Origin of the sequence: Streptomyces sp. NPDC046215 (assembly GCF_040646215.1) — a bacterium.
Taxonomy (GTDB): domain Bacteria; phylum Actinomycetota; class Actinomycetes; order Streptomycetales; family Streptomycetaceae; genus Streptomyces; species Streptomyces stramineus.
Map to the genome: position 1 here is coordinate 1 of NZ_JBEYZW010000040.1, position 24286 is coordinate 24286.

Sequence of the window (24286 nt, forward strand, 5' to 3'; positions counted from 1 at the left end):
GGTAGTGGCTGAGCTCAGCCACTACCAGCCCGTCCGGCGATTGAGGACGCGCCCGCAGGGCGCTCGCCGCCGCAGGCGGCAAAACAGACCGCAGTCGACGTCTCGCCGGCAGGCCCTGGCGCTCGCCGCCGCAGGCGGCCATGACGGACGCGCCGCAGGCAGATCGTCGGGAGAACCGAATAGGTGATCTTCGGCGGGGCCGGACCGGATGTCCGGGGGCGTGGGAGGCCGTGAACTAGGCTCGACGCGTCCCCGACCGCGGCCGCGGCCGGGCGTGCGGGTGGACAGGAGCGTGGCCCCGTGACGGAGCGGGCGGTGGAGACCGGCAGCAGAGCGGCGGCGGCCCCGCCCGAGCGGCGGCCCGCGGCTGCGCACCCGGGCCCGGCGCCCCGCCGGACCCCCGCCGTCGGCAAGGTCTTCGTCGGCCGCCGCCGGGAGCTCGAGGAGCTGCGCGCCGACATCGACCGCACCGGCCTCGACACCCTCGCCGGCCGCAAGACCCCCCGCAGCCGGGTGCTCCTGATCGCCGGGCGCCCCGGCTCCGGCCGCACGGCCCTGGCCGAGGAACTGGCCCGCCGGCTCGCCCCGGAGTACCCCGACGGGGTGCTGCGGGCCCGCCTCACGGGGGCCGACGGGGAGCCCGTCCCCACCGAGCGGACGGCGCGGGCGCTGCTCACCGCCCTCGGCGCGCCCGTACCGCCCGGCGCCGAGGAGGACGAGCTGACGGAAGCGCTGCGCGGGGCACTGGACGGCCGGCGGGCGCTGCTGATCCTCGACGACGCCGCGGGGGCCGAGCAGGTCGACCCGCTGCTGCCCGACGAGTCCGACTGCCTGGTCGTCGCCGTCTCCCGGGGCCCGCTGACGGGCGTCCCCGACGTGCGCCCCTGCACCCTGGGCGGCCTCGACACGACGGCCGCCGTCGAGCTGCTGGAACGTTACGCGGGCCCGACCCGCATCACCTGCGACCCGGTGGCCGCGGCCGCCGTGGTGGAGGAGTGCGGCGGTCAGCCCGCGGCCCTGGTCCTCGTCGGCGGCTGGTTGGCGGCCTGCCCCAAGATGTCGGTCGTGGACGTGGCCAAGCAGCTGCGGGACCTGCCGCCCGCCGACGGCTACGAGAGCGCCGGCCGGCCCCTGGCCCGCGCCTTCTGGCTCGCCTACGAGGCGCTGCCCGCCTCCACCGCCCGGATACTGCGCCTGCTGGCCCTGGCCCCCGCGGGCCCGGCCGACGCGCACACCACCTCCGCGCTGGCCGGCTGCTCGGTGGCCGCCGCCGAGAGCGCCCTGGAGGACTTCGCCGCCCGGGGCATGCTGCACGCCGAGCCGGCCACCGACTTCCTGGGCGCCCAGTACCAGGTGCCCGGATCGCTGGCGCCGATGCTCCGCGCCCTGCTGGACGCGCAGGAGCGGCCCGCCGAGGTCGAGCTGGCGCGGGCGCGGATGCTGGAGCGGACCGTGCGGCAGCTGCACTCCTGCCGGGCCACCGCCGAGAGCGGCGACCCGCTGACCCGCAAGCGCCTCGCCGAACTGCCCCGGCCCCTGCGCTTCCCCTCGCCGGAGGCCGCCGAGGGGTGGCTGCGCGGCCGGCTGCCGGCGCTGCTGGCCGCCGCGCGCCTGGCGGTGCGCGACGGGCGGCTCGACACCCTGGCGCGGCGTCTGATCTCCGCGCTCACCCGCGCGCTGACGACCCATCTGGGACCGGAGGAGGCGGGGCCCGAGCTCTACGGGCTGCACCAGCTCGTCCTGGACGTGGCGCAGCGCTGCGAGATGCCGCTGGAGAAGGCCGCCGCGCTGCTGAACCTCGGCGACCTCGACGCGCGGGCCGGACGCACCCTCGTCGCGCTGGGCCGCTACCGGGAGGCGCTGGACTCGGCGCGGGAGGCGGCCGACCCGTACGCCGTCAGCCGGTCGCTGGAGTCCATCGCCGCCTCGCACCAGGAGCTCGGCGACTGGCAGCGGGCGGCCGACTGGTACGGGCGGGCACTGGAGCTGCGCCTGACGCGGGGTGAACTCGCGGACGAGGCCCGGCTCTACGGGCGGCTGGGCGCGGTGCGCACCTACGCGGGCCAGTGGGGCGAGGCGCTGCGCGACTGGCGGGCCGCGGCCGCCGCGTGCCGCAGGCTGCGGGACCTGCCCGGCCACGCCCGGGCGCTGAGCGAGATCGCCCGGGTGCAGGAGTACGCGGGCCGCCCGCAGGAGGCGCTGCGCACCTGCCGGGAGGCCGTGGAGTGCGCCCGTCAGGCGGGTGACCTCCGGCTGCAGGCCGCGGTGCGGCTGCGGCTGGCGGACACCCTGGAGCGGCTGGGCGACCCGAAGGCCGCCGAGGGGCACCGGGCGGAGGCCGGGCGGCTGCTGGCGGCCGACGCGGCCGCCGCGGCCGCCGCCAGGGCCGCGGGGGCGGCCGCGGGCGTGGCGAGGGTCACGGCCGCGGATCCGGCGGGAGGCACCGGGGGAGGCGCGGCGGGAGGCACGGCCCGCGGGGCGGCTCCGGCGTCGGGCGCGGGGGCGGGCGCCGGGCCGGGCGCGGGGGCGATACCCCCGGCCGCACGCAGCGAGGCCCCGCCCACCGAGGGTTACCTACGAAATCAGTAGCCGTTCGCCAGAAGATTGGCTCTTTGCAAGGCTAGACAGGGCGGGATCCTTCATTAGACTGGTTGCGCCGCGATCGACGCGGTCTGCTCTGGTGTGCCCCGGCATTTCCGGAATAGCCTGTCATTCTCTGATTCAAGGACCGTGATCGACGTGAAGGTCGGCATCCCCCGCGAGGTCAAGAACAACGAGTTCCGCGTGGCCATCACGCCCGCCGGCGTGCACGAGCTCGTCCGCAACGGCCACCAGGTCTTCGTGGAGAAGGACGCCGGTCTCGGCTCCTCCATCACGGACGCCGAGTACGTCTCGGCCGGTGCGAACATCCTGGAGACGGCCGACGAGGTCTGGGAGACCGCCGACCTGCTGCTCAAGGTCAAGGAGCCGATCGCGGAGGAGTACCACCGCCTCCGCAAGGAGCAGACGCTCTTCACGTACCTGCACCTGGCCGCCTCCCGCGAGTGCACCGACGCGCTCCTGGAGTCCGGCACCACCGCCATCGCCTACGAGACGGTCGAGACCGCGAACCGCGCCCTGCCGCTGCTCGCCCCGATGTCCGAGGTCGCGGGCCGGCTGGCCCCGCAGGTCGGCGCCTACCACCTGATGCGCGCGGCCGGCGGCCGCGGCGTGCTGCCGGGCGGCGTCCCGGGCGTCGCCGCGGGCAAGGCCGTCGTCATCGGCGGCGGCGTCTCCGGCTGGAACGCCGCGCAGATCGCCATCGGCATGGGCTTCCACGTCACGCTGCTCGACCGGGACATCAACAAGCTCCGCGAGGCCGACAAGATCTTCGGTACCAAGGTGCAGACGATCGTCTCCAACGCGTTCGAGCTGGAGAAGGCCGTCGTCGAGGCCGACCTCGTCATCGGCGCCGTCCTCATCCCGGGCGCCAAGGCCCCCAAGCTGGTCACCAACGAGCTCGTCGCCAAGATGAAGCCCGGAAGTGTACTTGTCGACATTGCGATCGACCAGGGCGGCTGCTTCGAGGACTCGCGTCCCACCACCCACGCCGAGCCGACCTTCGAGGTCCACGAGTCGGTGTTCTACTGCGTCGCGAACATGCCGGGCGCCGTGCCGAACACCTCCACCTACGCGCTGACCAACGCCACGCTGCCCTACATCGTGGAGCTGGCCAACCGCGGCTGGAAGGAAGCGCTGCGCCGTGACGCCGCGCTCGCCAAGGGTCTCAACACCCACGAGGGACAGGTCGTTTACGGCCCCGTCGCCGAGGCGCACGACCTGCCGCACATCGAACTGAGCGACCTCCTCGGCTGAGTCGTCAACGCGACACACCAAGAGCGTGCACCCGGCCGGGCCTTGCTGAGCAAGGTCCGGCCGGGCCTTTTCGGGGGCGTTCGGCGCCCCGGGAGGAGCGCCGCGAAACTTCCGGGCGATAGGCCGTACACCCTTGACAGAAGGGTGTTCGATCGCCGACACATCGTGCCGTCTCCGGCGGATTGTGTTGCTGCGGACCGCCGACACGCCATAGAGTCGCAGACCGTCGGCATGGTGCAACGCTGACCTATCTAGATGTTTCCTGGTCACCAAGGAGGTAGGACGACTTGTGAATGAGTCGACATTTGCTCCCGGGGGTGGTCACCCAGGAATGTCTGCGCAGGGCCAGAGTCCCGTGGGACTTCAAGCTGTCGGCTCCGTCGCTGTCCACACCTTCGCGGCACACCAGAACATCCAGAGCACGCAGAGAGCACAGAGCACACCGACAGCCCACCAGAGCATGGACGGCCATCACGTGAACGCCATGGCCGGCGACCGCGGCGGAGCGGATCCCGCCCGGCTCGCCGACTACGAGGACGTGCCCGAGGGGCACTTCTACGACCCTGACGCGGAGTACGAGCCCGACCCCGAGTACGCGGCCACCCTCGCGCCCGACGCTGCCCGGCAGCGCCGCGAGCGCATCGGCCCGACCGGGCGTCCCCTGCCGTACTTCCCCATCCCCGGACCGCTGACCGACCACGGGCCCGCGAAAATCATCGCGATGTGCAACCAGAAGGGCGGGGTCGGCAAGACCACCTCGACCATCAACCTGGGCGCGGCGCTCGCGGAGTACGGGCGCCGGGTGCTGCTCGTCGACTTCGACCCGCAGGGCGCGCTCTCCGTCGGCCTCGGCGTCAACCCGATGGAGCTCGACCTGACGGTCTACAACCTGCTCATGGAGCGGGGCATGCAGGCCGACGAGGTGCTCCTGAAGACGGCCGTGCCCAACATGGACCTGCTGCCCAGCAATATCGATTTGTCAGCGGCCGAGGTCCAGCTCGTCAGCGAGGTCGCGCGCGAGTCCACGCTCCAGCGCGCGCTCAAGCCCCTGCTGGCGGACTACGACTACATCGTCATCGACTGCCAGCCGTCCCTCGGCCTGCTCACCGTCAACGCCCTGACGGCGGCTCACAAGGTGATCGTGCCGCTGGAGTGCGAGTTCTTCGCGCTGCGCGGTGTGGCCCTGCTCACCGAGACGATCGAGAAGGTCCAGGAGCGGCTCAACCCCGACCTGGAGCTCGACGGCATCCTCGCCACGATGTACGACTCGCGGACCGTGCACAGCCGTGAGGTCCTCGCGCGCGTGGTCGAGGCGTTCGACGATCACGTCTACCACACGGTCATCGGCCGGACGGTCCGCTTCCCCGAGACCACGGTCGCGGGCGAGCCGATCACCACGTACGCCTCCAACTCCGTGGGCGCCGCCGCCTACCGCCAGCTCGCCAGGGAGGTGCTCGCCCGGTGTCACGCCGAGTGAGTCTGCCCGGCGCCGACGAACTGTTCCGCACCACCGGGGGGACCGGGCTCCAGTCGTCCTCCCCCCGCCGGCAGGCGAACGGCGAGGCGGCCCCGCGGGTGCCCGGCCCGGCCGCCGGGTCCGACGCCGAGAACGGCGGGACGGGCCAGGCCGAGCACGGCGGGCGCGGCACGGCCGGCACCGAGCGGGAGCCCGCCGCCGAGCGGCGCGCCCCGGGCCCGGAGCGCGCCACCGCGGGCCAGCCCGTCGCCCCCGCGCAGGGCCGCCGCCGCGGGCGCGGCGGCGGCAACCGCCGGCCCAGCGGGCGCGAGCGCCACGACGAGAAGATCACCGTCTATGTCTCCGCCGAGGAGCTCATGGATCTCGAACACGCCCGGCTGGTGCTGCGCGGTGAGCACGGCCTGGCCGTCGACCGCGGCCGGATCGTCCGGGAGGCCGTCGCGGTCGTCCTCGCCGACCTGGAGTCGCGCGGCGACGCGAGCATCCTCGTGCGCCGGCTGCGCGGCCGCTGAGGCCCGCGCCGATAGCCTGCCTCCCCCGAGACCACGAGGCCGCTCCCCGCGGCCGCGTAACGGCCCCACAGGCCCGTGCAGGTGTGTACGTGCCCACGGGGCCGCCCCGTACCGCCCCGCACCCTGGACAGCGACCGCCACTGATGCCCGCCGCCACACCCGCCGCCCCGGCCCCCCGAGCCCGCCGGCCCCTCGGCCACGGCCACGGGCAGCCGCCCGCCCCCGAGGCGGCGCCGGGCGAGGGCGCGGAGCCGGCCGACGGCCGGTTCACCGTCCGGCTGGCGAACTTCGAGGGCCCGTTCGACCTGCTGCTCCAGCTGATCTCCCGGCACAAGCTGGACGTCACCGAGGTCGCCCTGTCCGAGGTCACCGACGAGTTCATGGCCCATCTGCGGGCCATGGGCCCGGACTGGGACCTGGACCAGACCACCGAGTTCCTGGTCGTCGCGGCGACCCTCCTCGACCTGAAGACGGCCCGGCTGCTGCCCGCCGCCGAGGTCGAGGACGAGGCGGACCTCGCACTGCTGGAGGCCCGCGACCTGCTCTTCGCCCGGCTCCTGCAGTACCGCGCCTACAAGAAGATCGCGGACATCTTCGCCGACCGGCTCGCGGCCGAGGAGCACCGCCACCCCCGCACGGTGGGCCTGGAGCCGCACCACGCCGAGCTGCTGCCCGAGGTCGTCCTCGGCATCGGCCCGCGCGGCCTGGCCGAGCTGGCGGTAAAGGCCATGCGGCCCCGGGCGGAGCCGCAGGTCTACACCGACCACATCCACGCCCCGCTGGTCAGCGTCCGCGAACAGGCCGCGGTCGTCGCAACGCGGCTGCGGCAGAGCGGGCAGGCCAGCTTCGGAGAGCTCACCGCGGACGCCCCGGACACCCTGACGGTCGTGGCGCGCTTCCTGGCGCTGCTGGAGCTGTACCGCGAGCGCGCGGTCGCCCTCGACCAGGAGCAGGCCCTGGGGGCGCTCACGGTCCGCTGGACGGGCCCGGCGGACGGCCCTCCAGGGGTGACGGACGAGTTCGACCGTGAGGCGGCGGCCGGAGAGACAGCGAGCGGGCAGAGAGCGACCGGAGAGACGGCGGAGTGAACGACACAGTGCGGGAGAGCGGGCCGGAGGCCGGCGGCGACGGCGGTACGGGGCAGGCCCCCGCCGGGCTGCGGGACGTGGCGGGGCTCGCCCTGCGGCCGGCCCTGGAGGCCGTCCTGATGGTCGTGGACGAACCGGTGGCCGAGGACTACCTCGCCCGGGTCCTCCAGCGGTCCCGCCGCGAGGTCGCCGAGGCGCTGGCCGCCCTGGCCGCGGAGTACACCGCCCAGGGCCGCGGTTTCGAGCTGCGGGCGGTCGCCGGCGGCTGGCGGTTCTCCACCCGCCCCGAGTACGCCGACGCCGTCGAGAGCTTCGTCCTCGACGGCCGGCAGGCCCGGCTGACCCAGGCCGCGCTGGAGACCCTGGCCGTAGTCGCGTACCGTCAGCCGGTCAGCCGATCGAGGGTTTCCGCCGTGCGCGGGGTGAACTGCGACGGCGTGATGCGCACCCTCCTCCAGCGGGGTCTGGTGGAGGAGACGGGGACGGAACTCGAAACAGGTGCGATCCTGTACAGGACGACGAATTACTTTCTGGAGCGAATGGGCCTGCGCGGCCTGGACGAGCTCCCGGAGCTCGCCCCCTTCCTCCCCGAGGCGGAAGCGATCGAGGGCGACACTCAAGAAGGTGTGCCGTCGTTCGATCCGGACGCACCGGACACCGACGCAGACGACAAGACGGAATTTTGATGCGAAGCAGCGGCAGGAACAGCGGAAGCGGCAACCGGGACGACCGGGGGGCGCGAGGAGGATCTCCCCGTCCGGCGTCCGGAGGCGGGCGTGCGGGCGGCGGCCGTTCCGGCGGCGGGCGTCCCGAGGGCGGCCGCTCCGGCGGTGGCCGTCCCGAGGGCGGGCGCTTCGACGGCGGCCGCTCCGGTGGCGGTCGCCCCGGTGGCGGGCGCTTCGACGACCGGCGGTCCGACGACCGGCGGTCCGAGGGTGGTCGCCCCGGTGGCGGGCGCCCGGAGAGCGGTGGCCGTTTCGACGACCGCCGTTCCGGCGGTGGCCGTCCCGAGGGCGGCCGGTCCGGCGGGCGCTTCGACGGCGGCCGCGGCGGGGATCGTCGTGACGACCGCCGTGACGACCGGGCGCAGGAGCGGCCGCGCCGTCCGCGCCCCGAGGAGCGCCGCTACGACGTGGGCAACGACGCGCCGGGCGCCGGCGGCGGCAGCCGGGGCGCGGCGGCCCGCGGCGGCGCCAAGGGCGGCCCCAAGCGGAGCTCCGCGGCCGGCTCCGGCGGCCGCAGCAGCGGGCCCGCCCGCGGCCACCAGTGGACCCCGTCGCGCCCGCGCGAGCTCGACGCCAAGATCGAGGAGCGCAACCGTGAGCGGCACAACAAGCCGCAGGTGAAGACGCCCAAGACGTTCCCCGGCGCCGAGCAGGAGGGCGAGCGCCTGCAGAAGGTGCTGGCCCGGGCCGGCATGGGCTCGCGGCGCGCCTGCGAGGAGCTGATCGAGCAGTCCCGCGTCGAGGTGAACGGCGAGATCGTCACCGAGCAGGGCAAGCGCGTGGACCCCGAGAAGGACGAGGTCAAGGTCGACGGCCTGACCGTCGCCACCCAGTCCTACCTCTTCTTCGCGCTGAACAAGCCGGCCGGCGTCGTCTCCACCATGGAGGACCCCGACGGCCGCCAGTGCCTGGGCGACTACGTCACCAACCGCGAGACCCGGCTCTTCCACGTCGGCCGTCTCGACACGGAGACCGAGGGCATCATCCTGCTCACCAACCACGGTGAGCTGGCCCACCGCCTGACCCACCCGAAGTACGGCGTCCAGAAGACCTACCTCGCCGCCATCACCGGCCCGCTGCCGCGTGACATCGGCAAGCAGCTCAAGAGCGGCATCCAGCTGGAGGACGGCTGGGCCCGCGCCGACAACTTCCGGGTCATCCAGCAGACCGGCAAGAACTACCTGGTCGAGGTCACCCTCCACGAGGGCCGCAAGCACATCGTGCGGCGCATGCTCGACGAGGCGGGCTTCCCGGTCGAGAAGCTGGTCCGCACCGGCTTCGGCCCGATCCCCCTGGGCGACCAGAAGTCCGGCTGGCTGCGCCGCCTGACCAACACCGAGGTCGGCATGCTGATGCGCGAGGTCGAGCTCTAAGCGCTCCGCTGGAAGCCGAGCACGCCGTCTGCGGGCGCGTTGTGGCTGGTCGCGCAGTTCCCCGCGCCCCCTGCGGGGCGCGGGAGCCCGCCCGGACACCGAGCCCTGGACACCCCCGTCCGCGACGGCCCCCCGGCACCCGCCGGGGGGCCGTCGCGCGTTCCCCTCAGCCCGCCGACGCCCGTCGGACCCGGACCAGGAAGTCCTCGACGCGCGCAGCGTCCGGCTCGGCCGGGAGCGGGGTCGCCGTGGCGGCCGCCGCCGTCTCCGCTTCCAGCCGGCGCAGCCACGCCTCGACCTCCGGCCAGGTCACCTCGCCCCGCTTGACGGCCAGCAGCCGCTCGCGGTGCTCGCCCACGTCGACGTGGAGCCGCCCGGTGCGCAGCAGGTCACGGCCGCTGATCAGCAGCCGCACCAGGTGCATCGCGTGCTTCCAGCGCGGTTCGCCCCGGGTCCGCAGATCCGCTTCGAGCTTCCGGCGCTGGGCCGTCGCGTAACCGGCGAACGCCTGGTGGGCCCGGCGGGAGAGGAACGCCCCGCGCAGGTCGAGCAGCTCGCGGCCGGTGGCGTCGGCGTGCTCGACGAGCGGGGAGTGCAGGACTTCGAGGACGTTGGGGTTGGCCCGCAGGGCCAGCTCCGCGAACCGCTCCAGCTCCCACGAGAACCGCTCCTCGCCCGGCCCGTCCACATGGGTGGGCGGCTTGGTGAAGCCCCAGAACATCGGCGTGGGCGCGACGTAGACGCCCCGCCGGTCGGTGTCGCTGTCGGGGGTGGCGAGCCCGAAGGCGCGCGAGCCCGTCACACAGGAGTAGACCGTGTGGTCGGTCACCAGTGCGTGCGGGGTGACGGGGGCCGGCTCGGCGGCGGGCGTGTCGTGCATGGGGTGATGGTGGCGGCCCGGGAGCGGGCGTGTCACCCGAAATTCCGCCCCCCAGGGGGCTCACGACCAGACGGCCAGGCCCGTCGCGCGGCCCTCCTCGTCCCGCTGGATCTCCATCATCCCCTCGACCGCGTCCCGATTGATCCGCCCGAAGACGTGCGGGAACAGCGTGCCGGGCGCGGTCCCGGGCGGCGGGGCCGGGTCCGCGGCCTCCCAGCGGACCACGACGTCCAGCTTGTGCTCGTCGATCAGCAGCACCATCAGCGGGCCGGGCACCTGCCGGTAGAAGGCGGAGGCCACCGAAAGCGTCGTCTCCTCGTCGGGCGAGCAGTGCACGAAGCCCTCGTCGGAGAGCGAGGCGGGGGAGTACGGGCGGTCGGGAACGGCCAGCCAGTCGTCCAGGGGCACCACGTGGTAGATCATGTACATGGTTGTACCGGAATCGGGCCGCCCACGGGCGGAAGGGAGCTCCCCGAACCGGTGGGAGAGCCCGCCCGCCCGGCTGGCTAGGCTGGGTGAGCACGACCCGCACCACCCGCACACGACCCGTACGAGCACCCACGTGCCCGTACGGCACGCACACCGGCGTGTGCCCACCCCGGCGCCGCGGCCGCCCTTCGCAAGGACTTCGCCAGTGAGAACCGCCCTCGTCATCGGTACCGGACTGATCGGCACCTCGGCCGCGCTCGCCCTCGCGGGCCGCGGGGTCCAGGTCCACCTCGTGGACCACGACCCCGACCAGGCGCGGACCGCCGCGGCCCTCGGCGCCGGCACCGACCGGGCGCCGGACGGCCCGGTCGACCTCGCGGTCGTCGCCGTGCCGCCCGCCCACGTGGCGGCCACCCTCGCCGAGGCCGTCGCCGGCGGCCTGGCCCGCGGCTACCTCGACGTCGCCAGCGTCAAGGGCGGCCCCCGCCGCGAGCTGGAGGCCATGGGCTGCGACCTCACCGCCTACCTCGGCACCCACCCCATGGCGGGCCGCGAGCGCTCCGGCCCCCTCGCGGCCACCGCCGACCTCTTCGAGGGCCGCCCCTGGGTGCTGACGCCCACCCGCGACACCGACACCGAGGTCCTCAACCTCGCCCTGGAGCTCGTCGCCCTGTGCCGCGCCGTGCCCGTCCTCATGGACGCCGACGCCCACGACCGGGCCGTCGCCCTCGTCTCGCACACCCCCCAGCTGGTCTCCAGCATGGTCGCCGCCCGCCTGCGGGACGCCGACGAGACCGCCGTGCGCCTGTGCGGGCAGGGTATCCGCGACGTGACCCGGATCGCGGCCTCCGACCCCCGGATGTGGATCGACATCCTCTCCGCCAACCCCGGGCCCGTCGCCGACGTCCTGGCCGCCGTCTCCGCCGACCTCGACGAGACCGTGCGCGCCCTGCGCGCCCTGGACTCCGCGGACGAGGGCGAGCGGGGCGGCGGCGCGGCCGGCATCGAGGACGTGCTGCGCCGCGGCAACGCGGGCCGCGCCCGGGTCCCGGGCAAGCACGGCGCCGCCCCGGCGGTGTACGAGACGGTGACCGTCCTGATCGGCGACCAGCCCGGCGAGCTCGCCCGGATCTTCGCGGACGCGGGCCGGGCCGGGGTGAACATCGAGGACGTGCGCATCGAGCACGCCACCAACCAGCAGGCCGGTCTGATCCAGCTGATGGTCGAGCCGGCCGCCGCACCGGGCCTGGCCGCGGCCCTCCGCGAGCGCGGCTGGTCGGTCCGGCAGTAGGCCCGGCGAGAGGACCGGCGGTGAGCCAGTAACCTTGTCTGAGGTTCTCTGCGCCTTGTCGTACCCGGCGCAGCAACCGACACAGCACCCGATCAGCACCGAAGCAGCACCACAGCAGCCCCGCCCCGCACCCCAGAAAGGTGTCTGACACCCGTGAACAACACCGGCAACGCCGCAACCGCTGCCCGGACTGCACCGGGAGCAGTCGTCGTCGGCATCGACGGCCCTTCCGGCACGGGCAAGTCCAGCACCTCCAAGGCCGTGGCCGCCAAGCTGGGCCTGCGCTACCTGGACACCGGCGCCCAGTACCGGGCGATCACCTGGTGGATGCTGAGCAACGGCATCGACGTCAACGACGCCGAGGCCGTGGCCGACGCGGCGGGCAAGCCCGAGATCGTCTCCGGCACCGACCCGTCGGCGCCGACGATCTCGGTCGACGGCCTGGACGCCGCGGCGCCCATCCGCACCCAGGAGGTCACCTCCGCGGTCAGCGCCGTCAGCGCCGTCCCGGAGGTGCGCACCCGGCTCACCGAGCTCCAGCGGGCCATCGCCGCCGAGGCGCCGCACGGCATCGTGGTCGAGGGCCGGGACATCGGCACGACCGTGCTGCCCGACGCCGACCTGAAGATCTTCCTGACGGCCTCGGCCGAGGCCCGCGCCGCCCGCCGCAGCGGCGAGCTGGGCGGCAAGGCGGCCGCCGACCTGGCCGCCACCCGGGCCGCCCTGGTCAAGCGCGACGCCGCCGACTCGGGCCGCAAGACCTCGCCGCTGGCCAAGGCCGGCGACGCCGTCGAGGTGGACACCACCGAGCTCACCCTGGAGCAGGTCATCGAATGCGTGGTCACCCTCGTCGAGGAGAAGCGGACGGCGTGAGCGCCTCCGCATCCGGTGCCGCCGTCGGCCGGCGGATCGGCATCGGCCTGATGTACGGGCTGTGGAAGCCGCGTGTGCTGGGCGCCTGGCGGGTGCCCGTCGCGGGGCCGGTCATCATGGCCGTCAACCACGCGCACAACCTGGACGGCCCGATGCTGATGGGCACCGCGCCCCGGCCGGTGCACTTCCTGATCAAGAAAGAGGCGTTCGTCGGCCCGCTGGACCCGTTCCTGCGCGGAATCGGCCAGCTGAAGGTGGACCGCGCGGGCACCGACCGCACGGCGATCACCGGGGCGCTGGACGTCCTGGCGGCCGGCGGCGTCCTGGGGATCTTCCCCGAGGGCTCCCGGGGTGAGGGCGACTTCGCGTCGCTGCGCGCCGGGCTCGCCTACTTCGCCGTACGGTCGGGTGCGCCGATCGTGCCCGTGGCGGTGCTCGGCAGTGCCGAGGAGCGGGGCCGGGCGATACCGGCGCTGCCGCCGCTGCGCAGCCGGGTCGACGTGGTCTTCGGCGACGCCTTCCAGGCCGGCGACGGCAGCGGGCGGCGGACGCGCACGGCGCTGGACGAGGCGACCGTGCGGATCCAGGGGCACCTGGCCGCGCACCTGGCGGACGCCAAGCGGCTGACCGGCCGCTGACAGAGACTTTGAGTAGTGGGTCGCGTAAGAGCGGCCCACCGATGACGAAGAACGAGGAACGGACTTCATGAACGACCAGATCCACTCCGGCGACGAGCACGGTGAGCTTGGCGACGCCGAGTACGCGGAGTTCATGGAGCTCGCTGCGCAGGAAGGCTTCGACGCCGAGGAGATCGCCGGCGCGATCGAGGAGGCCGGCCACGGCCCGCTGCCCCGGCTCGCCGTCGTCGGCCGCCCGAACGTCGGCAAGTCGACGCTGGTGAACCGCATCATCGGCCGCCGTGAGGCCGTCGTGCAGGACAAGCCCGGCGTCACCCGGGACCGCGTCACCTACGAGGCCGAATGGGCCGGCCGCCGCTTCAAGGTCGTCGACACCGGCGGCTGGGAGCAGGACGTCCTCGGCCTCGACGCCTCCGTCGCCGCCCAGGCCGAGTACGCCATCGAGGCCGCCGACGCGGTCGTCTTCGTCGTGGACGCCACGGTCGGCGCCACCGACACCGACGAGGCCGTCGTCAAGCTGCTGCGCCGGGCCGGCAAGCCCGTCGTGCTGTGCGCCAATAAGGTCGACGGCCAGTCCGGCGAGGCCGACGCCGCCGCCCTGTGGTCGCTGGGCCTGGGCGAGCCGCACCCGATCTCGGCCCTGCACGGCCGCGGCACCGGCGACATGCTCGACGCCGTCCTGGCGGCCCTGCCCGAGGCCCCGGCCCAGACCTTCGGTGCCGCCGGCGTGGGCGGCCCCCGCCGCATCGCGCTGATCGGCCGCCCGAACGTCGGCAAGTCCTCGCTGCTGAACAAGGTGGCGAACGAGGAGCGCGTCGTCGTCAACGAGCTGGCCGGCACCACGCGTGACCCGGTCGACGAGCTGATCGAGCTCGGCGGCGTGACCTGGAAGTTCATCGACACGGCCGGCATCCGCCGCCGGGTCCACCTCCAGGAAGGCGCCGACTACTACGCCTCGCTGCGCACCGCCGCCGCGGTGGAGAAGGCCGAGGTCGCGGTCATCCTGATCGACTCCAGCGAATCGATCAGCGTCCAGGACCAGCGCATCATCACGATGGCCGTCGACGCGGGCCGCGCGATGGTCATCGCGTTCAACAAGTGGGACACGCTGGACGAGGAGCGCCGCTACTACCTGGAGCGCGAGATCGAGACGGAGCTCGGGCAGATCGCCTGGGCCCCGCGGGTCAACGTCTCGGCGCGCACCGGCCGGCACATGGAGAAGCTCGTTCCGGCGATCGAGACGGCCCTGGCGGGCTGGGAGACGCGCATCCCGACCGGCCGGCTGAACGCCTTCCTCGGTGAGATCGTCGCCGCCCACCCGCACCCGGTCCGCGGCGGCAAGCAGCCGCGCATCCTCTTCGGCACCCAGGCGGGCACCAAGCCGCCGCGGTTCGTGCTCTTCGCCTCCGGCTTCCTGGAGGCGGGCTACCGGCGCTTCATTGAGCGCCGTCTGCGCGAGGAGTTCGGTTTCGAGGGCACGCCGATTCACCTGTCGGTGCGGGTGCGCGAGAAGCGCGGGCGCAAGAAGTAGGGGCGCGCGCCGGCTGGGCTGGGGGTCCGGGGGCGATCCCCCGGGCGGGCACGGTCCTGTCGGTGCGGGTGCGGGAGAAGTGCGGGCGCAAGAAGTAAGCCGGAGCCCGTGCGGGCCCCGTGAACAGCGGACCCCGGGCCCTGGAGGGCCCGGGGAGATACGGGCCCCGTCAGAAGCCGCGCATGCGGCCGTCGCGGGGAGCGGGCGGCAGCGCGGCGGGCATCGGCCCGCCGCGCTGCCGCCCGTACTGCGTTTCCCAGCCCCCGGGGTAGCCCGCAGGGCCGTGGTACCCCGGCTGGCCGCTCAGCTGTCCGTAGTGGCCGTGGCCGACGAGCTGGGGGCCGAACCCGGTGAACCTCAGCTCCTCCTCGCCCGACCGGTCGAAGGGGAGCGCCCGGAACAAGCGGCGGTACTCGGCGCAGAGCGCATCGTAGATCGGGGTGACCGAGGCGGAGTGGCTCTGCGGGGCGGCTTCGCGGGATGGGCGCATGCCGGGGATGTGATTCGGGTACGGGATCCGGGAGGCGGGCTCGTATGAGTGCACGTCTGAGCCAACGAGCCCGTGGCCCGTCGGATGCGGCCCCGGCGTCGAATGGCCCGCCGGCGCGTGGCGTACGGGGGGCACCGCGAGGGTCACGTACCCGCGAGCGGCATGGACGCGGCGACCAGCTGGCCCCGGGAAGCGGCGCGGTCCAGGGCGTCGCGCAGCAGGTCCTCGCGCGGCTGCTGCCCGATCGTGCCGACGGGCGCGGCGAAGACGAGGACCTTGCGCGTCTTGTTGACGGCGGCGCGCCACTCGTCGGCGACCTGCATGGCCTGGTGCGCCTGCCACCAGGCGGTGGGGGAGGGGCCCGAGGTGGCCGGCTGGAGGATCGCGTGCAGCTTCCCCATGGCCAGCAGCACCGACCAGCCCGGGGTGGGCTCCGGCACCTGGTCGACGGCGGCGATGGGCGCGAAGCCCTGCTCGATCAGGAGCGGCAGGAAGACATCGACGGGACCGGTGGTGCCGGGGCGGGCGATGGGGCCGAGCGGCTCGACGACGAGCGCCGGGTGCAGCTCGCCGCCGATGAGGACCAGACCGCTGGTCACCCCCAGCTCGGCCTGGACGGGCCCGTCGGCCGGCGGGGCCGGGGCGGGCGGCGGGGCGGGGGCCCGGTCGCCCTCGGCGGTGATGGACTGCACGGCGGTCTGGAGCTGCTCCTCGGAGACGGGGACGACCTGGGAGGGGATGCAGGTCGCGTGCGCGAAGGCCAGCACCGCCGTCTCCTCGCCGACGAAGAGCACCGTGGAGGTGGGCTCGCTGTCGGTGTTGCCGGGGTTGCGGCAGGAGGTGCAGTCGTAGCTGCCCGGGGCGTTGTCGCCGCCGAGCAGGCGGTCGGCTTCTTCGTCGCCGATCTCGGCGCGGACCTCGTCGCTGACGTCGAGCAAGCGCGGCACGGTGGCTCCTAGAACTCGGGTGCGTGGTGAGGCGGGTGTCCCCGGCTCGTCATGGAGACAACGGGCGATCCGTGGCAGGGGTCACGCATCGGTGAAGATCGCGCAAACTTCCCCGTTCCGCTTCCGGTAACGGTGTTTTCGGGCCTTCCGGAACGAGTTGGTGATCGGGACCAACCTCAGGGGCCTCACCACGGTCTAATCTCTCGGTAGGCGGGCTGCACGGAATGTCCGCGGCGAAACGGCTGCATACGGGGACGAATGCACATCTCATTCCTGATTCACAACGCGTACGGCATCGGCGGGACCATCCGCACCACGTTCAATCTCGCGAGCACGCTCGCCGAGCAGCACGACGTGGAGATCGTTTCCGTATTCCGTCACCGCGAGGAGCCGGTCTTCTCGCCGGGCGGTAAGGTGCGGCTGCGGCACCTGGTGGATCTGCGCAAGGGCACGCCCGGCTACGAGGGCGACGATCCGGCGTACGAGCGGCCGGCCTCCGTCTTTCCCTCCGCCGAGGGCCGCTACAAGCAGTACAGCGAGCTCACCGACCGGCGGATCCGGGAGCACCTGCAGAGCCTGGAGTGCGACGTGGTCGTCGGCACCCGGCCCGGCCTGAACGTGCACATCGCCCAGCAGGCCCGACGCGGCGTCGTGCGCGTCGGCCAGGAGCACCTGACGCTCAGCACCCACTCCGCGCCGCTCAAGCTGGTGCTGCGGACGCAGTACCCGCGGCTCGACGCCGTCACCACCGTCACCGAGGCGGACGCCGCGACGTACCGCAAGCTGATGCGGCTGCCGGGGGTGCGGATCGAGGCGGTCCCCAACAGCATCCCCGCGCCCGTCCTGGAGCCCGCGGACTCCACCGGCAAGTGGGTGATCGCGGCCGGCCGGCTGGCCCCCGCCAAGCGCTACGACCTGCTGATCCGCGCCTTCGAGAAGGTCGTCGCCGAGCGCCCCGACTGGCGGCTGAGGATCTACGGCGCCGGCGCGGAGCGCGCCAAGCTGCGCGCCCAGATCGACAAGCGCGGCCTGTACAACCACGTCTACCTCATGGGCCCCGCGAACCCCCTGGACCCCGAGTGGGTCAAGGGCTCCATCGGCGCGGTCACCTCCAGCCTGGAGTCCTTCGGCATGACCATCGTCGAGGCGATGCGCTGCGGCCTGCCGGTCGTCTCCACCGACTGCCCGCACGGGCCCGGCGAGATCATCGACAACGGTGTCGACGGACTGCTGGTGCCCACCGGCAAGGTCGACGCCATCGCCGCCGGCCTGCTGAAGCTGATCAACGACGACGACCTGCGCAAAACCATGGGAGAGCGGGCCCTGGCGAACTCCGCCCGCTTCGACCCCGCCCAGGTCGCCGGCCGCTACGAGCGGCTCTTCACCGACCTGACCTCGCGCGGCGGCCTGCGCGGCTCGCTGCACCGCACGCGCGGCGCCCTCCTCAGCGGCGCCCTGCGGACCACGGACAAGAGCCGCTCCGCCCTGCGGAAGGGGCGCGCCGCATGACACCCCCCTCCGGCCCCGCCCGTCCCTCTGAGCCCACCGGCCCGTCCCGCACGGGCAACACTCCCGAGGAGCCCACCACCGTGTCTGCCCCTCTCCAGGTCTTCGGCGTGGAGGACCCCGCCGCCGACTGCATCGCGGACTCCGCGGGCGGCATCACCTTCGACCTCGACGCCCCCGGGGTGCCCGACGCCCCGGGCGACTGGTCCGCGGCCCTGGTGCTGCGCCGCCGGGGGAGCGACGAGGAGGCCGAGGAGTTCCGCCTGCCGCTCGCCCCCAACGGCGACGGCCGGCTGCGCGCCGTGCTGCCCAGCACCGTCGCCCTCCCCGAAGGCCGCTGGGACGTCTACGTCGCCTGCGCCGACGCCGAGCCCAGACGCCTGGTGCCGGGCCTGGCCGATCTCCGCTCGCTCGTCGACCGCAGACCCGGGCCCAGCACCTCGCCGCTGGCCGTCCGCATCCCCTACGCCACCAAGCACGGCAACCTCTCCCTGCGCAGCTGGCTGCGCGGCCCCCACGCCGAGGCCGGGGACCTGCGCCCCGGCACCCGCGGCCTCACCGGCCGCGGCCGCCTCTACCGGGTCCAGGACCCGGCGGCCTGGCTCGCCGGGGCCGTCGTCGAGGCCAGGCTGCGCCGCGATCCGGACGTGGTCGTCACGACCCCGGCCGGCGCCGTGACCGCGGAAGGCGCCGACGCCCAGGACTTCACCTTCACCCTGGACTTCGCGGAGCCGGCCGGCCACTGGCAGGGCGGCCTGGACGTCTGGGACCTGTGGCTGCGCGGCGCCGGCGGCACGGAGACGGCCCGTATCGCCCGCATCCTGGACGACATCGCCGACAAGAAGCAGATCTTCACCTACCCCGCGCAGGACGTGGCCGCCCCGTACGCGCCCGCGCAGGTCGGTCCGTACTACACGGCCGACAACGACCTCGCGATCCGGATCGACGAGCGTCCGCCGGCGGCGGGCTGAACCGCGGCCGCCCGCGCGGCGGGCAGGGAGCGTGACGCCCGGCGCCTCCCCGGCGCCGAGCTCGCCGCTCCCGGCGGCACGGGGAGCTCCCCCGGGGCGTGTCCGCCCACGCCTGCGCCGAGCGGGACACCGCGGATCAGAGTCCGGCCCGGTCGGGCTCGACCGGAGGCGACGGCTCCTCCAGCTTCGCCACCTCCGGGTGGTGCAGGTCGAACGCCGGTGACTCCGAGCGGATCCGGGGCAGCGTGAGGAAGTTGTGCCGCGGCGGCGGGCAGGACGTGGCCCACTCCAGGGAACGGCCGAAGCCCCAGGGGTCGTCGACGTCCACCTTCGGGGCGTACTTCGCGGTCTTCCAGATGTTGTAGAAGAACGGCAGCGTCGACAGACCCAGCAGGAACGCCCCGATGGTCGACACCGTGTTGAGCGCGGTGAAGCCGTCGGCCGCCAGGTAGTCCGCGTACCGCCGGGGCATGCCCTCGGCGCCCAGCCAGTGCTGGACGAGGAACGTGGTGTGGAACCCCACGAACAGCGTCCAGAAGTGGACCTTCGCCAGCCGCTCGTCCAGCATCTTCCCCGTGAACTTCGGCCACCAGAAGTAGAAGCCCGCGAACATCGCGAACACCACCGTCCCGAACACCACGTAGTGGAAGTGCGCGACGACGAAATAGCTGTCCGTGACGTGGAAGTCCAACGGCGGTGACGCCAGGATCACGCCCGTGAGCCCGCCGAACAGGAAGCTCACGAGAAAGCCGATCGCCCACAGCATGGGCGCCTCGAACGACAGCGAGCCCTGCCACATCGTGCCGATCCAGTTGAAGAACTTCACCCCGGTGGGCACCGCGATCAGGAAGGACATGAACGAGAAGAAGGGCAGCAGCACCGCGCCCGTGGCGAACATGTGGTGCGCCCAGACCACCACCGACAGCGCCGTGATCGCCATGGTGGCGCCGATCAGCATCACATAGCCGAAGATCGGCTTCCGGGAGAAGACCGGGATGATCTCGGTGATGATGCCGAAGAACGGCAGCGCGATGATGTACACCTCGGGGTGGCCGAAGAACCAGAACAGGTGCTGCCACAGCAGCGCCCCGCCGTTGCCCGCGTCGAAGACCATGGACCCGAACCGCCGGTCCGCCTCCAGGCAGAGCAGCGCCGCCGCCAGCACGGGGAACGCCAGCAGGATCAGGATCGACGTGAAGAGCACGTTCCAGGTGAAGACCGGCATCCGGAACATCGTCATCCCGGGCGCGCGCATCCCGATGATCGTGGTCAGGAAGTTCACCGCGCCGAGGATCGTGCCGAAGCCGGACAGCGCCAGCCCCATGATCCACATATCGGCGCCGGTCCCCGGGGAGCGCGTCATGCTGCTCAGCGGCGCGTACCCGGTCCAGCCGAAGGTCGCGCCGCCCTCGGGCATCAGCAGGCTGCCGACCACGATCAGGCCGCCGAAGAGGTACAGCCAGTAGGAGAACATGTTGAGCCGGGGGAACGCGACGTCCGGCGAGCCGATCTGCAGCGGCATGATCGCGTTGGCGAAGCCCGCGAAGGCCGGGGTCGCGAACAGCAGCAGCATGATCGTGCCGTGGGCCGTGAACGCCTCGTTGAACTGCTCGTTGGTCACCAGCTGCTGCCCCGGGCGGGCCAGCTCGGCGCGCATCAGCATCGCCAGCAGCCCGGCCACCATGAAGAAGCCGAACGAGCTGATCAGATAGAGGCTGCCGATCTTCTTGTGGTCGGTGGTCGTCAGCCAGTCCACCACGATCCGGCCGGGCCGCCGCTCCCGTGTCTCGCCGGCGGCCGCCTGCGCGGTGTCCGTCCCCATCTGCGCTCCCTCGATGTCACTGTCGACGGGCTTTCAGGCTCACGCCATGATGCTCGCCGGGCGGTGGGTCGCGCGAGGGTGCGTCCGGTGTGTCGACCCCTCACTCGCGGGGCAGCAGGGGGCCGAGGGGGCCGAGGTCCAGGTTGAGGTCCTCCGGCTCCAGCCCGTAGCGCGTCCGCAGCTCCTCCATGCGGTCGGCCAGCAGCATCAGCGTCAGCCCGATCCGTTCCTCCTGGTCCTCGGTCAGACCGCCCCGCTCCACGCGCCGCAGGGCCTGGCGCTCCATCAGCTGGCGCAGCAGTTCCACGACCGTCAGCACCAGCTTCATCAGGTCGCGCTCGACGGTGTCCTGGTCGAATTCCATCCGTCGGGTCATGGCGGGGGCTCCTCCCAGGGCGAGGGCACGCTGTCGTCGATCGAGCCGATGAGGGCGTGCAGATCGATCCGGACGAGATCGACCTCGGCGATCCGCAGGGTCACGTCGCCCGCCACCACGACCCCGCCGGCCAGCAGCCGGTCGAGGAGGTCGACCAGGGACAGCTGCTGCTGGGCCGCGGGGGCCGGCACGCCGGTCACCGGGACACCTGCCCGGCGGTGCGGGGCTCGCGGGCGACGAAGGAGTACGGGGCCCAGGGCCCGGTCAGCTCCACGCGCAGCCCGTCGGCGCCGTCCGCGAACGCCGCGACGGCCGAGGTGAATTCCGGGCCGTGCTCGTGCCGGACGAGATAGGCGGCGTTGAGGACGTTGCTGCCGGGGCGCCCGGAGAGCCGGGAGTCCTGCGGGGGGTGCAGCCGGGCCTCCTCGGCGAGGGTGAGCAGCGTGGTGTGGACCTCGGTCGCGGTGTCCTCCGCCCGCCGCCACCCGTCCTCGCGGGCCCGGCGCTCGGCGCCGCGGCGCCGCAGGTAGTCACGGCCCGAAGCGGGAGCGGCGGCGGGGGCGGCGGGGACGGGTTCGGGCTCCGTCCAGATCTTCACGCCCCACTCCGCGCGGCCGTCGAGCCGGTCGAGCGCCGCGCCGAGCTCGGCGCGCTCCGCCGCCAGCATCCGCCGCAGCCCCGCCTCGTCGCGGTAGACGGTGGCCAGCCGCAGCGGCAGCACACAGGCCGCCGCCGTGGCCGCGTCGACGACCCGCTGGTGGCCGCGCGCGACCCGCTCCAGCCAGGGGAGGTCCTCCAGCCGTTCCCGCAGCGGCCCCTCGTCGAACTCCGCCGCCGGGACGGTACCCACCAGGGCGGCGAGCCCGAGCTCCCGCACGGCGCGCACGGGCCCGCCCGCCACCCCCTGCACGTCCGTCAGGGCGCTCCCGGGCAGGTCGGCGTCCCGGGCGACGGCGTAGGCGTACAGCAGTTCCTCGGTGTCTCCCGGGCCGGTCATCGTGGCTCCTCCCGTGACTCCAGTTCGGCGATGCGGGCCTGAAGGCGTTCGTTCTCGGCCCCCAGCTCCTTCTTGCGGGCCCCGGGGGAGAGGGCGGGGTCGTGCTCCCACCAGTCGATGCCCATCTCCTTCGCCTTGTCGACGGAGACGACGATCAGCCGCAGCTTGATGGTGAGCAGCTCGATGTCCAGCAGGTTGATCTTGATGTCGCCGGCGATGACCACGCCCTTGTCGAGCACCCGCTCCAGGATGTCGGCCAGGTTGGCCGAGCCCCCCGGTGGCTGCGGGTCGGGCAGACGGCTGGGGAAACTCATCGTGGATGGTTCTCCGTCCATCGCTGTACCTCTTCCAAACGGTCCAGGAGCGCGTCCTCCTCCCGGTCGAACTCCTCCTCGGTGATCGTCCCCTCCGTCAACCGGGCCTCCAGGTTCTTCAGTTCGCCCCGCACGACGGCCGGGTCGTAGTACAGGCGCTCCGCCTCGGCCAGGACCTGGCGGAGCACCCAGCCGATAAACGTCATGTGCTCGCGAAGCTGTACGGCGGCAGCGGCCCGTGGACCTTCAGGTCCAGCTGCGGGTGCGCCTTCTCCAGCGCTCCCACGGCGGTGAGCAGCTCCTCGCCGGCGGACTCCGGGACGAGGAAGGAGAGGTTGAGGAACCAGCCGGCGCTCTCCGGCCCGGGGCAGCACTCCTCGGCCAGCGGCGTCAGGGTCTCCGTCACCAGGGCGGCGTCGCGCACCTCGCGCTCCCGGACTCCGTTGGCGACCATCTCGCCGAAGCGCAGCCGCTCGTCGTAGGACCCGCCGCCGGACGCCCGGTTGGACTCGGCCAGCGCGCGGAGCTCGGGGTGCTCGGCGAGGACCACGTGCAGCACCACGTCCTCGTGGTGCACGGCCTTGACGTTGTACTCGACCCGGCCGGTCAGCTTCTCCAGCTTCTCCTGGTACCGCTCGGCGTGCTCCGACAGCACCGAGCGCACCTTCTCGTCGTCGTCGGAGACACTGCCGAACCGCATGGGCAGCACGGCGGAGCGCCGCCCCACCTCGCTCAGCACCTGCTGGTGGGCGAGCAGGTCCCGCCGCTTGGGCCGCAGCTGCTCGGGACAGTCGCTGACCACCGCGGACAGCCCACCGCCGGTGACGACGCGCACGGGGCGCGGTGGGTCGCCGATGCCGGTGAGCCCCTCGGGCAGCCCGGTCCGTTCGCCGCGCGCGATGCCGTAGACGTACGTGCTCAACTGCTCTCCTCCTTCTTCTGCCGGGAGGCCGTGCGGCGGCCACCGCTCTCCTCGCGGCCGGAGCTCAGGGCGTCGGTGACGGTCTGCGCCGCACCGGACAGCGCGCCCTTGACCTTGCCGCGGGCCCCGCCCTCGGTGACCTCGCCGACGAGGTCGGGCAGCCCCGCACTCCGGTTCGGGCCGGCCTCCAGGTCGAGGCGGTTACAGGCTTCGGCGAAGCGCAGATAGGTGTCCACGCTGGCCACCACGACCCGTATGTCGATCTTCAGGATCTCGATGCCGACCAGGGAGACGCGCACGAACGCGTCGATCACCAGCCCGCGGTCGAGGACGAGCTCCAGGACGTCGTACAGGCCGCTGGTGCCGCCCGCACCCCCGGACTGCTGCGCCGGGACAACGCTCATGTCTGTCTTCCTCTCCTGCTGCTGTTGCCTTTCGCTCAGGTCCGCCGAGGCTTCGGGGCCTCGTTCCGGCCGGCCTCAGCGGCGGTCGGACCTCCCGCGTTCGTACCGGGCGACGCGGCGGTAGCCGGTCAGGAGACCGTTCGCATCGAGGGTCACCTCGTAGAGCGCCACGATGCTCATCGTCTCGGGCACCCGGGTCACCTCGACGACCTCGGCCTCCAGCGTCCAGCCGTCCTCGGTCCGCTCGAACCGGGAGACGCCCTCGGGGCTCATCCCGGTCAGCTCGGTGAGCTGGTCGCGGGCCGCGCGCAGGAGCTCCAGGGGGGTCGGCTCCGATGCCGGCGCCCGCCCCTTGCCCTTCTCCGTGGTGTCCGTCCCATCTGTCTTGTCTGTCTTGCTCTTTGTGTTTCGTTCGGATGATGTGTCGTTCATGGGAACCCCTGGTGCTGCGGGTACCCGGTGACGCCCCGTCAAACCTGGGCCTGGGGGCGGCCGGCTCGCGGCGTAGGGGTGGGGTGGGGGAGCGAGGCGTGGAAGCGGGGTGCGGAATAAAGGATTCCGAATAGGTCGGGCCGGATAAGCGGCAGCGCCCCGGCCCCTGCCCCCGCTTCGTTTACGCATGGGGGCGCGCATGGGAATTCCCGGCGCATTACCCGGGTGTTTCCGCCGGTATTCGGAGAGGTTTTGCGCGGAGTTCCGGAGAACCCGGGTGAAGGGCGGTGCGGGCGATACCGGAAGGCACGTACGAGTGATGTCCCCGTGGCAAACCAGCGCGAGTTTTCTGTAACAGAAGCGTGACCGGCACCGGACGCGGAGCACACCTCCGCACGGTCCGCTCCTGGCTTCCGCTCACGGTCGGCACGGC

The 24286-nt window shown here is 73.2% G+C and carries 26 protein-coding genes; 13 read left to right on the forward strand and 13 right to left on the reverse strand.

The genetic code is table 11. From position 1 onward, the window contains the following. Nucleotides 1-447: 447 nt before the first annotated feature. The 7 genes from ABZ951_RS18780 to ABZ951_RS18810 all read left to right on the forward strand — a co-directional run bounded on the left by ABZ951_RS18780 (nt 448) and on the right by ABZ951_RS18810 (nt 9030). Nucleotides 448-2589: a tetratricopeptide repeat protein gene (locus ABZ951_RS18780; protein WP_361280299.1), complete on the forward strand. Its 2142-nt coding sequence runs from the start codon at nt 448-450 to the stop codon at nt 2587-2589. A 150-nt stretch (nt 2590-2739) separates the two neighbouring features. Continuing rightward, on the forward strand, nt 2740-3855 hold the full coding sequence (gene ald, locus ABZ951_RS18785; RefSeq protein WP_344098178.1) for an alanine dehydrogenase: 1116 nt from the start codon (nt 2740-2742) through the stop codon (nt 3853-3855). Nucleotides 3856-4186: 331 nt separating this feature from the next. Then, nucleotides 4187-5332, forward strand: coding sequence for a ParA family protein (locus tag ABZ951_RS18790; RefSeq protein ID WP_344098176.1), 1146 nt, complete (start codon nt 4187-4189; stop codon nt 5330-5332). Then, nucleotides 5317-5844, forward strand: a complete 528-nt coding sequence (locus ABZ951_RS18795) for a hypothetical protein (RefSeq protein ID WP_361280278.1) — start codon at nt 5317-5319, stop codon at nt 5842-5844. The genes ABZ951_RS18790 and ABZ951_RS18795 overlap by 16 nt, the downstream gene beginning before the upstream one ends. After that, a complete protein-coding gene (locus ABZ951_RS18800) occupies nt 5841-6932 on the forward strand; it encodes a segregation/condensation protein A (RefSeq protein WP_344098199.1) in 1092 nt (363 codons plus the stop codon). Before ABZ951_RS18795 ends, ABZ951_RS18800 begins: the two co-directional genes overlap by 4 nt. 68 nt (nt 6933-7000) lie before the next feature. Beyond that, nucleotides 7001-7618, forward strand: a complete 618-nt coding sequence (gene scpB / locus ABZ951_RS18805; RefSeq protein WP_344098198.1) for an SMC-Scp complex subunit ScpB — start codon at nt 7001-7003, stop codon at nt 7616-7618. Further along, complete coding sequence (locus ABZ951_RS18810) at nt 7618-9030, forward strand: pseudouridine synthase (protein WP_361280280.1); 1413 nt, start codon at nt 7618-7620, stop codon at nt 9028-9030. Before scpB ends, ABZ951_RS18810 begins: the two co-directional genes overlap by 1 nt. Before the next feature lie 166 nt (nt 9031-9196). Here ABZ951_RS18810 and ABZ951_RS18815 read toward each other — a convergent pair whose 3' ends face one another. Together ABZ951_RS18815 and ABZ951_RS18820 are read right to left on the reverse strand one after the other, a co-directional pair. Then, entirely contained in the window at nt 9197-9910 is a 714-nt protein-coding gene (locus ABZ951_RS18815; protein WP_344092890.1) for a nucleotidyltransferase domain-containing protein, read from the reverse strand. A 60-nt stretch (nt 9911-9970) separates the two neighbouring features. Continuing rightward, nucleotides 9971-10333: a DUF952 domain-containing protein gene (locus tag ABZ951_RS18820; RefSeq protein ID WP_344092888.1), complete on the reverse strand. Its 363-nt coding sequence runs from the start codon at nt 10331-10333 to the stop codon at nt 9971-9973. Nucleotides 10334-10544: 211 nt separating this feature from the next. Between ABZ951_RS18820 and ABZ951_RS18825 the strand changes: the two genes are divergently transcribed. From ABZ951_RS18825 to der, 4 genes are all read left to right on the forward strand, one after another. Next, nucleotides 10545-11630 (forward strand): prephenate dehydrogenase, encoded by a 1086-nt coding sequence (locus tag ABZ951_RS18825; protein WP_344092886.1) that lies wholly within the window; start codon nt 10545-10547, stop codon nt 11628-11630. 153 nt (nt 11631-11783) lie between these two features. Continuing rightward, the gene (gene cmk / locus ABZ951_RS18830; RefSeq protein ID WP_344092884.1) at nt 11784-12503 is read left to right on the forward strand and encodes a (d)CMP kinase; all 720 of its coding nucleotides are present in this window, start codon (nt 11784-11786) and stop codon (nt 12501-12503) included. Then, entirely contained in the window at nt 12464-13141 is a 678-nt protein-coding gene (locus ABZ951_RS18835; protein ID WP_344092881.1) for a lysophospholipid acyltransferase family protein, read from the forward strand. Before cmk ends, ABZ951_RS18835 begins: the two co-directional genes overlap by 40 nt. A gap of 67 nt (nt 13142-13208) precedes the next feature. Then, on the forward strand, nt 13209-14672 hold the full coding sequence (gene der, locus ABZ951_RS18840; protein WP_344092879.1) for a ribosome biogenesis GTPase Der: 1464 nt from the start codon (nt 13209-13211) through the stop codon (nt 14670-14672). Nucleotides 14673-14841: 169 nt separating this feature from the next. On the opposite strand, the gene ABZ951_RS18845 is transcribed toward der, so the two are convergent. Then, nucleotides 14842-15162 (reverse strand): hypothetical protein, encoded by a 321-nt coding sequence (locus tag ABZ951_RS18845; protein WP_344092877.1) that lies wholly within the window; start codon nt 15160-15162, stop codon nt 14842-14844. 143 nt (nt 15163-15305) lie between these two features. Continuing rightward, nucleotides 15306-16109, reverse strand: coding sequence for a hypothetical protein (locus ABZ951_RS18850; protein WP_344092875.1), 804 nt, complete (start codon nt 16107-16109; stop codon nt 15306-15308). A gap of 258 nt (nt 16110-16367) precedes the next feature. On the opposite strand from ABZ951_RS18850, the gene ABZ951_RS18855 reads away from it, so the two are divergent. Further along, entirely contained in the window at nt 16368-17618 is a 1251-nt protein-coding gene (locus tag ABZ951_RS18855) for a glycosyltransferase family 4 protein (protein ID WP_344092873.1), read from the forward strand. A gap of 80 nt (nt 17619-17698) precedes the next feature. Further along, nucleotides 17699-18586, forward strand: a complete 888-nt coding sequence (locus ABZ951_RS18860) for a hypothetical protein (protein WP_344092870.1) — start codon at nt 17699-17701, stop codon at nt 18584-18586. Between the two features lie 136 nt (nt 18587-18722). Here ABZ951_RS18860 and ctaD read toward each other — a convergent pair whose 3' ends face one another. From ctaD to ABZ951_RS18905, 9 genes are all read right to left on the reverse strand, one after another. Beyond that, nucleotides 18723-20408, reverse strand: coding sequence for a cytochrome c oxidase subunit I (gene ctaD / locus ABZ951_RS18865; RefSeq protein ID WP_344092868.1), 1686 nt, complete (start codon nt 20406-20408; stop codon nt 18723-18725). Nucleotides 20409-20508: 100 nt separating this feature from the next. Then, nucleotides 20509-20784 carry a gas vesicle protein K gene (locus ABZ951_RS18870; RefSeq protein WP_344092866.1) on the reverse strand — a complete coding sequence of 92 codons (276 nt, stop codon included), beginning with the start codon at nt 20782-20784 and terminating at the stop codon, nt 20509-20511. Continuing rightward, a complete protein-coding gene (locus ABZ951_RS18875; RefSeq protein WP_344092863.1) occupies nt 20781-20984 on the reverse strand; it encodes a gas vesicle protein in 204 nt (67 codons plus the stop codon). Before ABZ951_RS18875 ends, ABZ951_RS18870 begins: the two co-directional genes overlap by 4 nt. Continuing rightward, a complete protein-coding gene (locus ABZ951_RS18880; protein ID WP_344092860.1) occupies nt 20981-21781 on the reverse strand; it encodes a GvpL/GvpF family gas vesicle protein in 801 nt (266 codons plus the stop codon). Before ABZ951_RS18880 ends, ABZ951_RS18875 begins: the two co-directional genes overlap by 4 nt. Further along, the gene (locus tag ABZ951_RS18885) at nt 21778-22095 is read right to left on the reverse strand and encodes a gas vesicle protein (protein ID WP_344092858.1); all 318 of its coding nucleotides are present in this window, start codon (nt 22093-22095) and stop codon (nt 21778-21780) included. The genes ABZ951_RS18880 and ABZ951_RS18885 overlap by 4 nt, the downstream gene beginning before the upstream one ends. Beyond that, the gene (locus tag ABZ951_RS18890) at nt 22092-22301 is read right to left on the reverse strand and encodes a gas vesicle protein GvpG (protein ID WP_344092856.1); all 210 of its coding nucleotides are present in this window, start codon (nt 22299-22301) and stop codon (nt 22092-22094) included. The genes ABZ951_RS18885 and ABZ951_RS18890 overlap by 4 nt, the downstream gene beginning before the upstream one ends. Continuing rightward, nucleotides 22298-23017, reverse strand: a complete 720-nt coding sequence (locus ABZ951_RS18895) for a GvpL/GvpF family gas vesicle protein (RefSeq protein ID WP_344092854.1) — start codon at nt 23015-23017, stop codon at nt 22298-22300. The genes ABZ951_RS18890 and ABZ951_RS18895 overlap by 4 nt, the downstream gene beginning before the upstream one ends. Beyond that, on the reverse strand, nt 23014-23421 hold the full coding sequence (locus ABZ951_RS18900) for a gas vesicle structural protein GvpA (protein WP_344092852.1): 408 nt from the start codon (nt 23419-23421) through the stop codon (nt 23014-23016). Before ABZ951_RS18900 ends, ABZ951_RS18895 begins: the two co-directional genes overlap by 4 nt. A 75-nt stretch (nt 23422-23496) precedes the next feature. Beyond that, nucleotides 23497-23853: a gas vesicle protein gene (locus ABZ951_RS18905; RefSeq protein ID WP_344092850.1), complete on the reverse strand. Its 357-nt coding sequence runs from the start codon at nt 23851-23853 to the stop codon at nt 23497-23499. Nucleotides 23854-24286: the final 433 nt, after the last annotated feature.

Excerpts from the sequence above, each read along its gene's own strand:
- ABZ951_RS18835 (WP_344092881.1), top strand. The coding sequence starts at position 12,464 with ATGCGTGGTCACCCTCGTCGAGGAGAAGCGGACGGCGTGAGCGCCTCC.
- ABZ951_RS18855 (WP_344092873.1), top strand. The coding sequence starts at position 16,368 with ATGCACATCTCATTCCTGATTCACAACGCGTACGGCATCGGCGGGACC.
- ABZ951_RS18900 (WP_344092852.1), bottom strand. The coding sequence starts at position 23,421 with ATGAGCGTTGTCCCGGCGCAGCAGTCCGGGGGTGCGGGCGGCACCAGC.
- der (WP_344092879.1), top strand. The coding sequence starts at position 13,209 with ATGAACGACCAGATCCACTCCGGCGACGAGCACGGTGAGCTTGGCGAC.
- ABZ951_RS18810 (WP_361280280.1), top strand. The coding sequence starts at position 7,618 with ATGCGAAGCAGCGGCAGGAACAGCGGAAGCGGCAACCGGGACGACCGG.
- ABZ951_RS18885 (WP_344092858.1), bottom strand. The coding sequence starts at position 22,095 with ATGAGTTTCCCCAGCCGTCTGCCCGACCCGCAGCCACCGGGGGGCTCG.
- ABZ951_RS18880 (WP_344092860.1), bottom strand. The coding sequence starts at position 21,781 with ATGACCGGCCCGGGAGACACCGAGGAACTGCTGTACGCCTACGCCGTC.
- ABZ951_RS18905 (WP_344092850.1), bottom strand. The coding sequence starts at position 23,853 with ATGAACGACACATCATCCGAACGAAACACAAAGAGCAAGACAGACAAG.
- ABZ951_RS18815 (WP_344092890.1), bottom strand. The coding sequence starts at position 9,910 with ATGCACGACACGCCCGCCGCCGAGCCGGCCCCCGTCACCCCGCACGCA.
- ABZ951_RS18870 (WP_344092866.1), bottom strand. The coding sequence starts at position 20,784 with ATGACCCGACGGATGGAATTCGACCAGGACACCGTCGAGCGCGACCTG.
- ABZ951_RS18890 (WP_344092856.1), bottom strand. The coding sequence starts at position 22,301 with ATGACGTTTATCGGCTGGGTGCTCCGCCAGGTCCTGGCCGAGGCGGAG.
- ABZ951_RS18820 (WP_344092888.1), bottom strand. The coding sequence starts at position 10,333 with ATGATCTACCACGTGGTGCCCCTGGACGACTGGCTGGCCGTTCCCGAC.
- ABZ951_RS18790 (WP_344098176.1), top strand. The coding sequence starts at position 4,187 with ATGTCTGCGCAGGGCCAGAGTCCCGTGGGACTTCAAGCTGTCGGCTCC.
- ABZ951_RS18845 (WP_344092877.1), bottom strand. The coding sequence starts at position 15,162 with ATGCGCCCATCCCGCGAAGCCGCCCCGCAGAGCCACTCCGCCTCGGTC.
- ctaD (WP_344092868.1), bottom strand. The coding sequence starts at position 20,408 with ATGGGGACGGACACCGCGCAGGCGGCCGCCGGCGAGACACGGGAGCGG.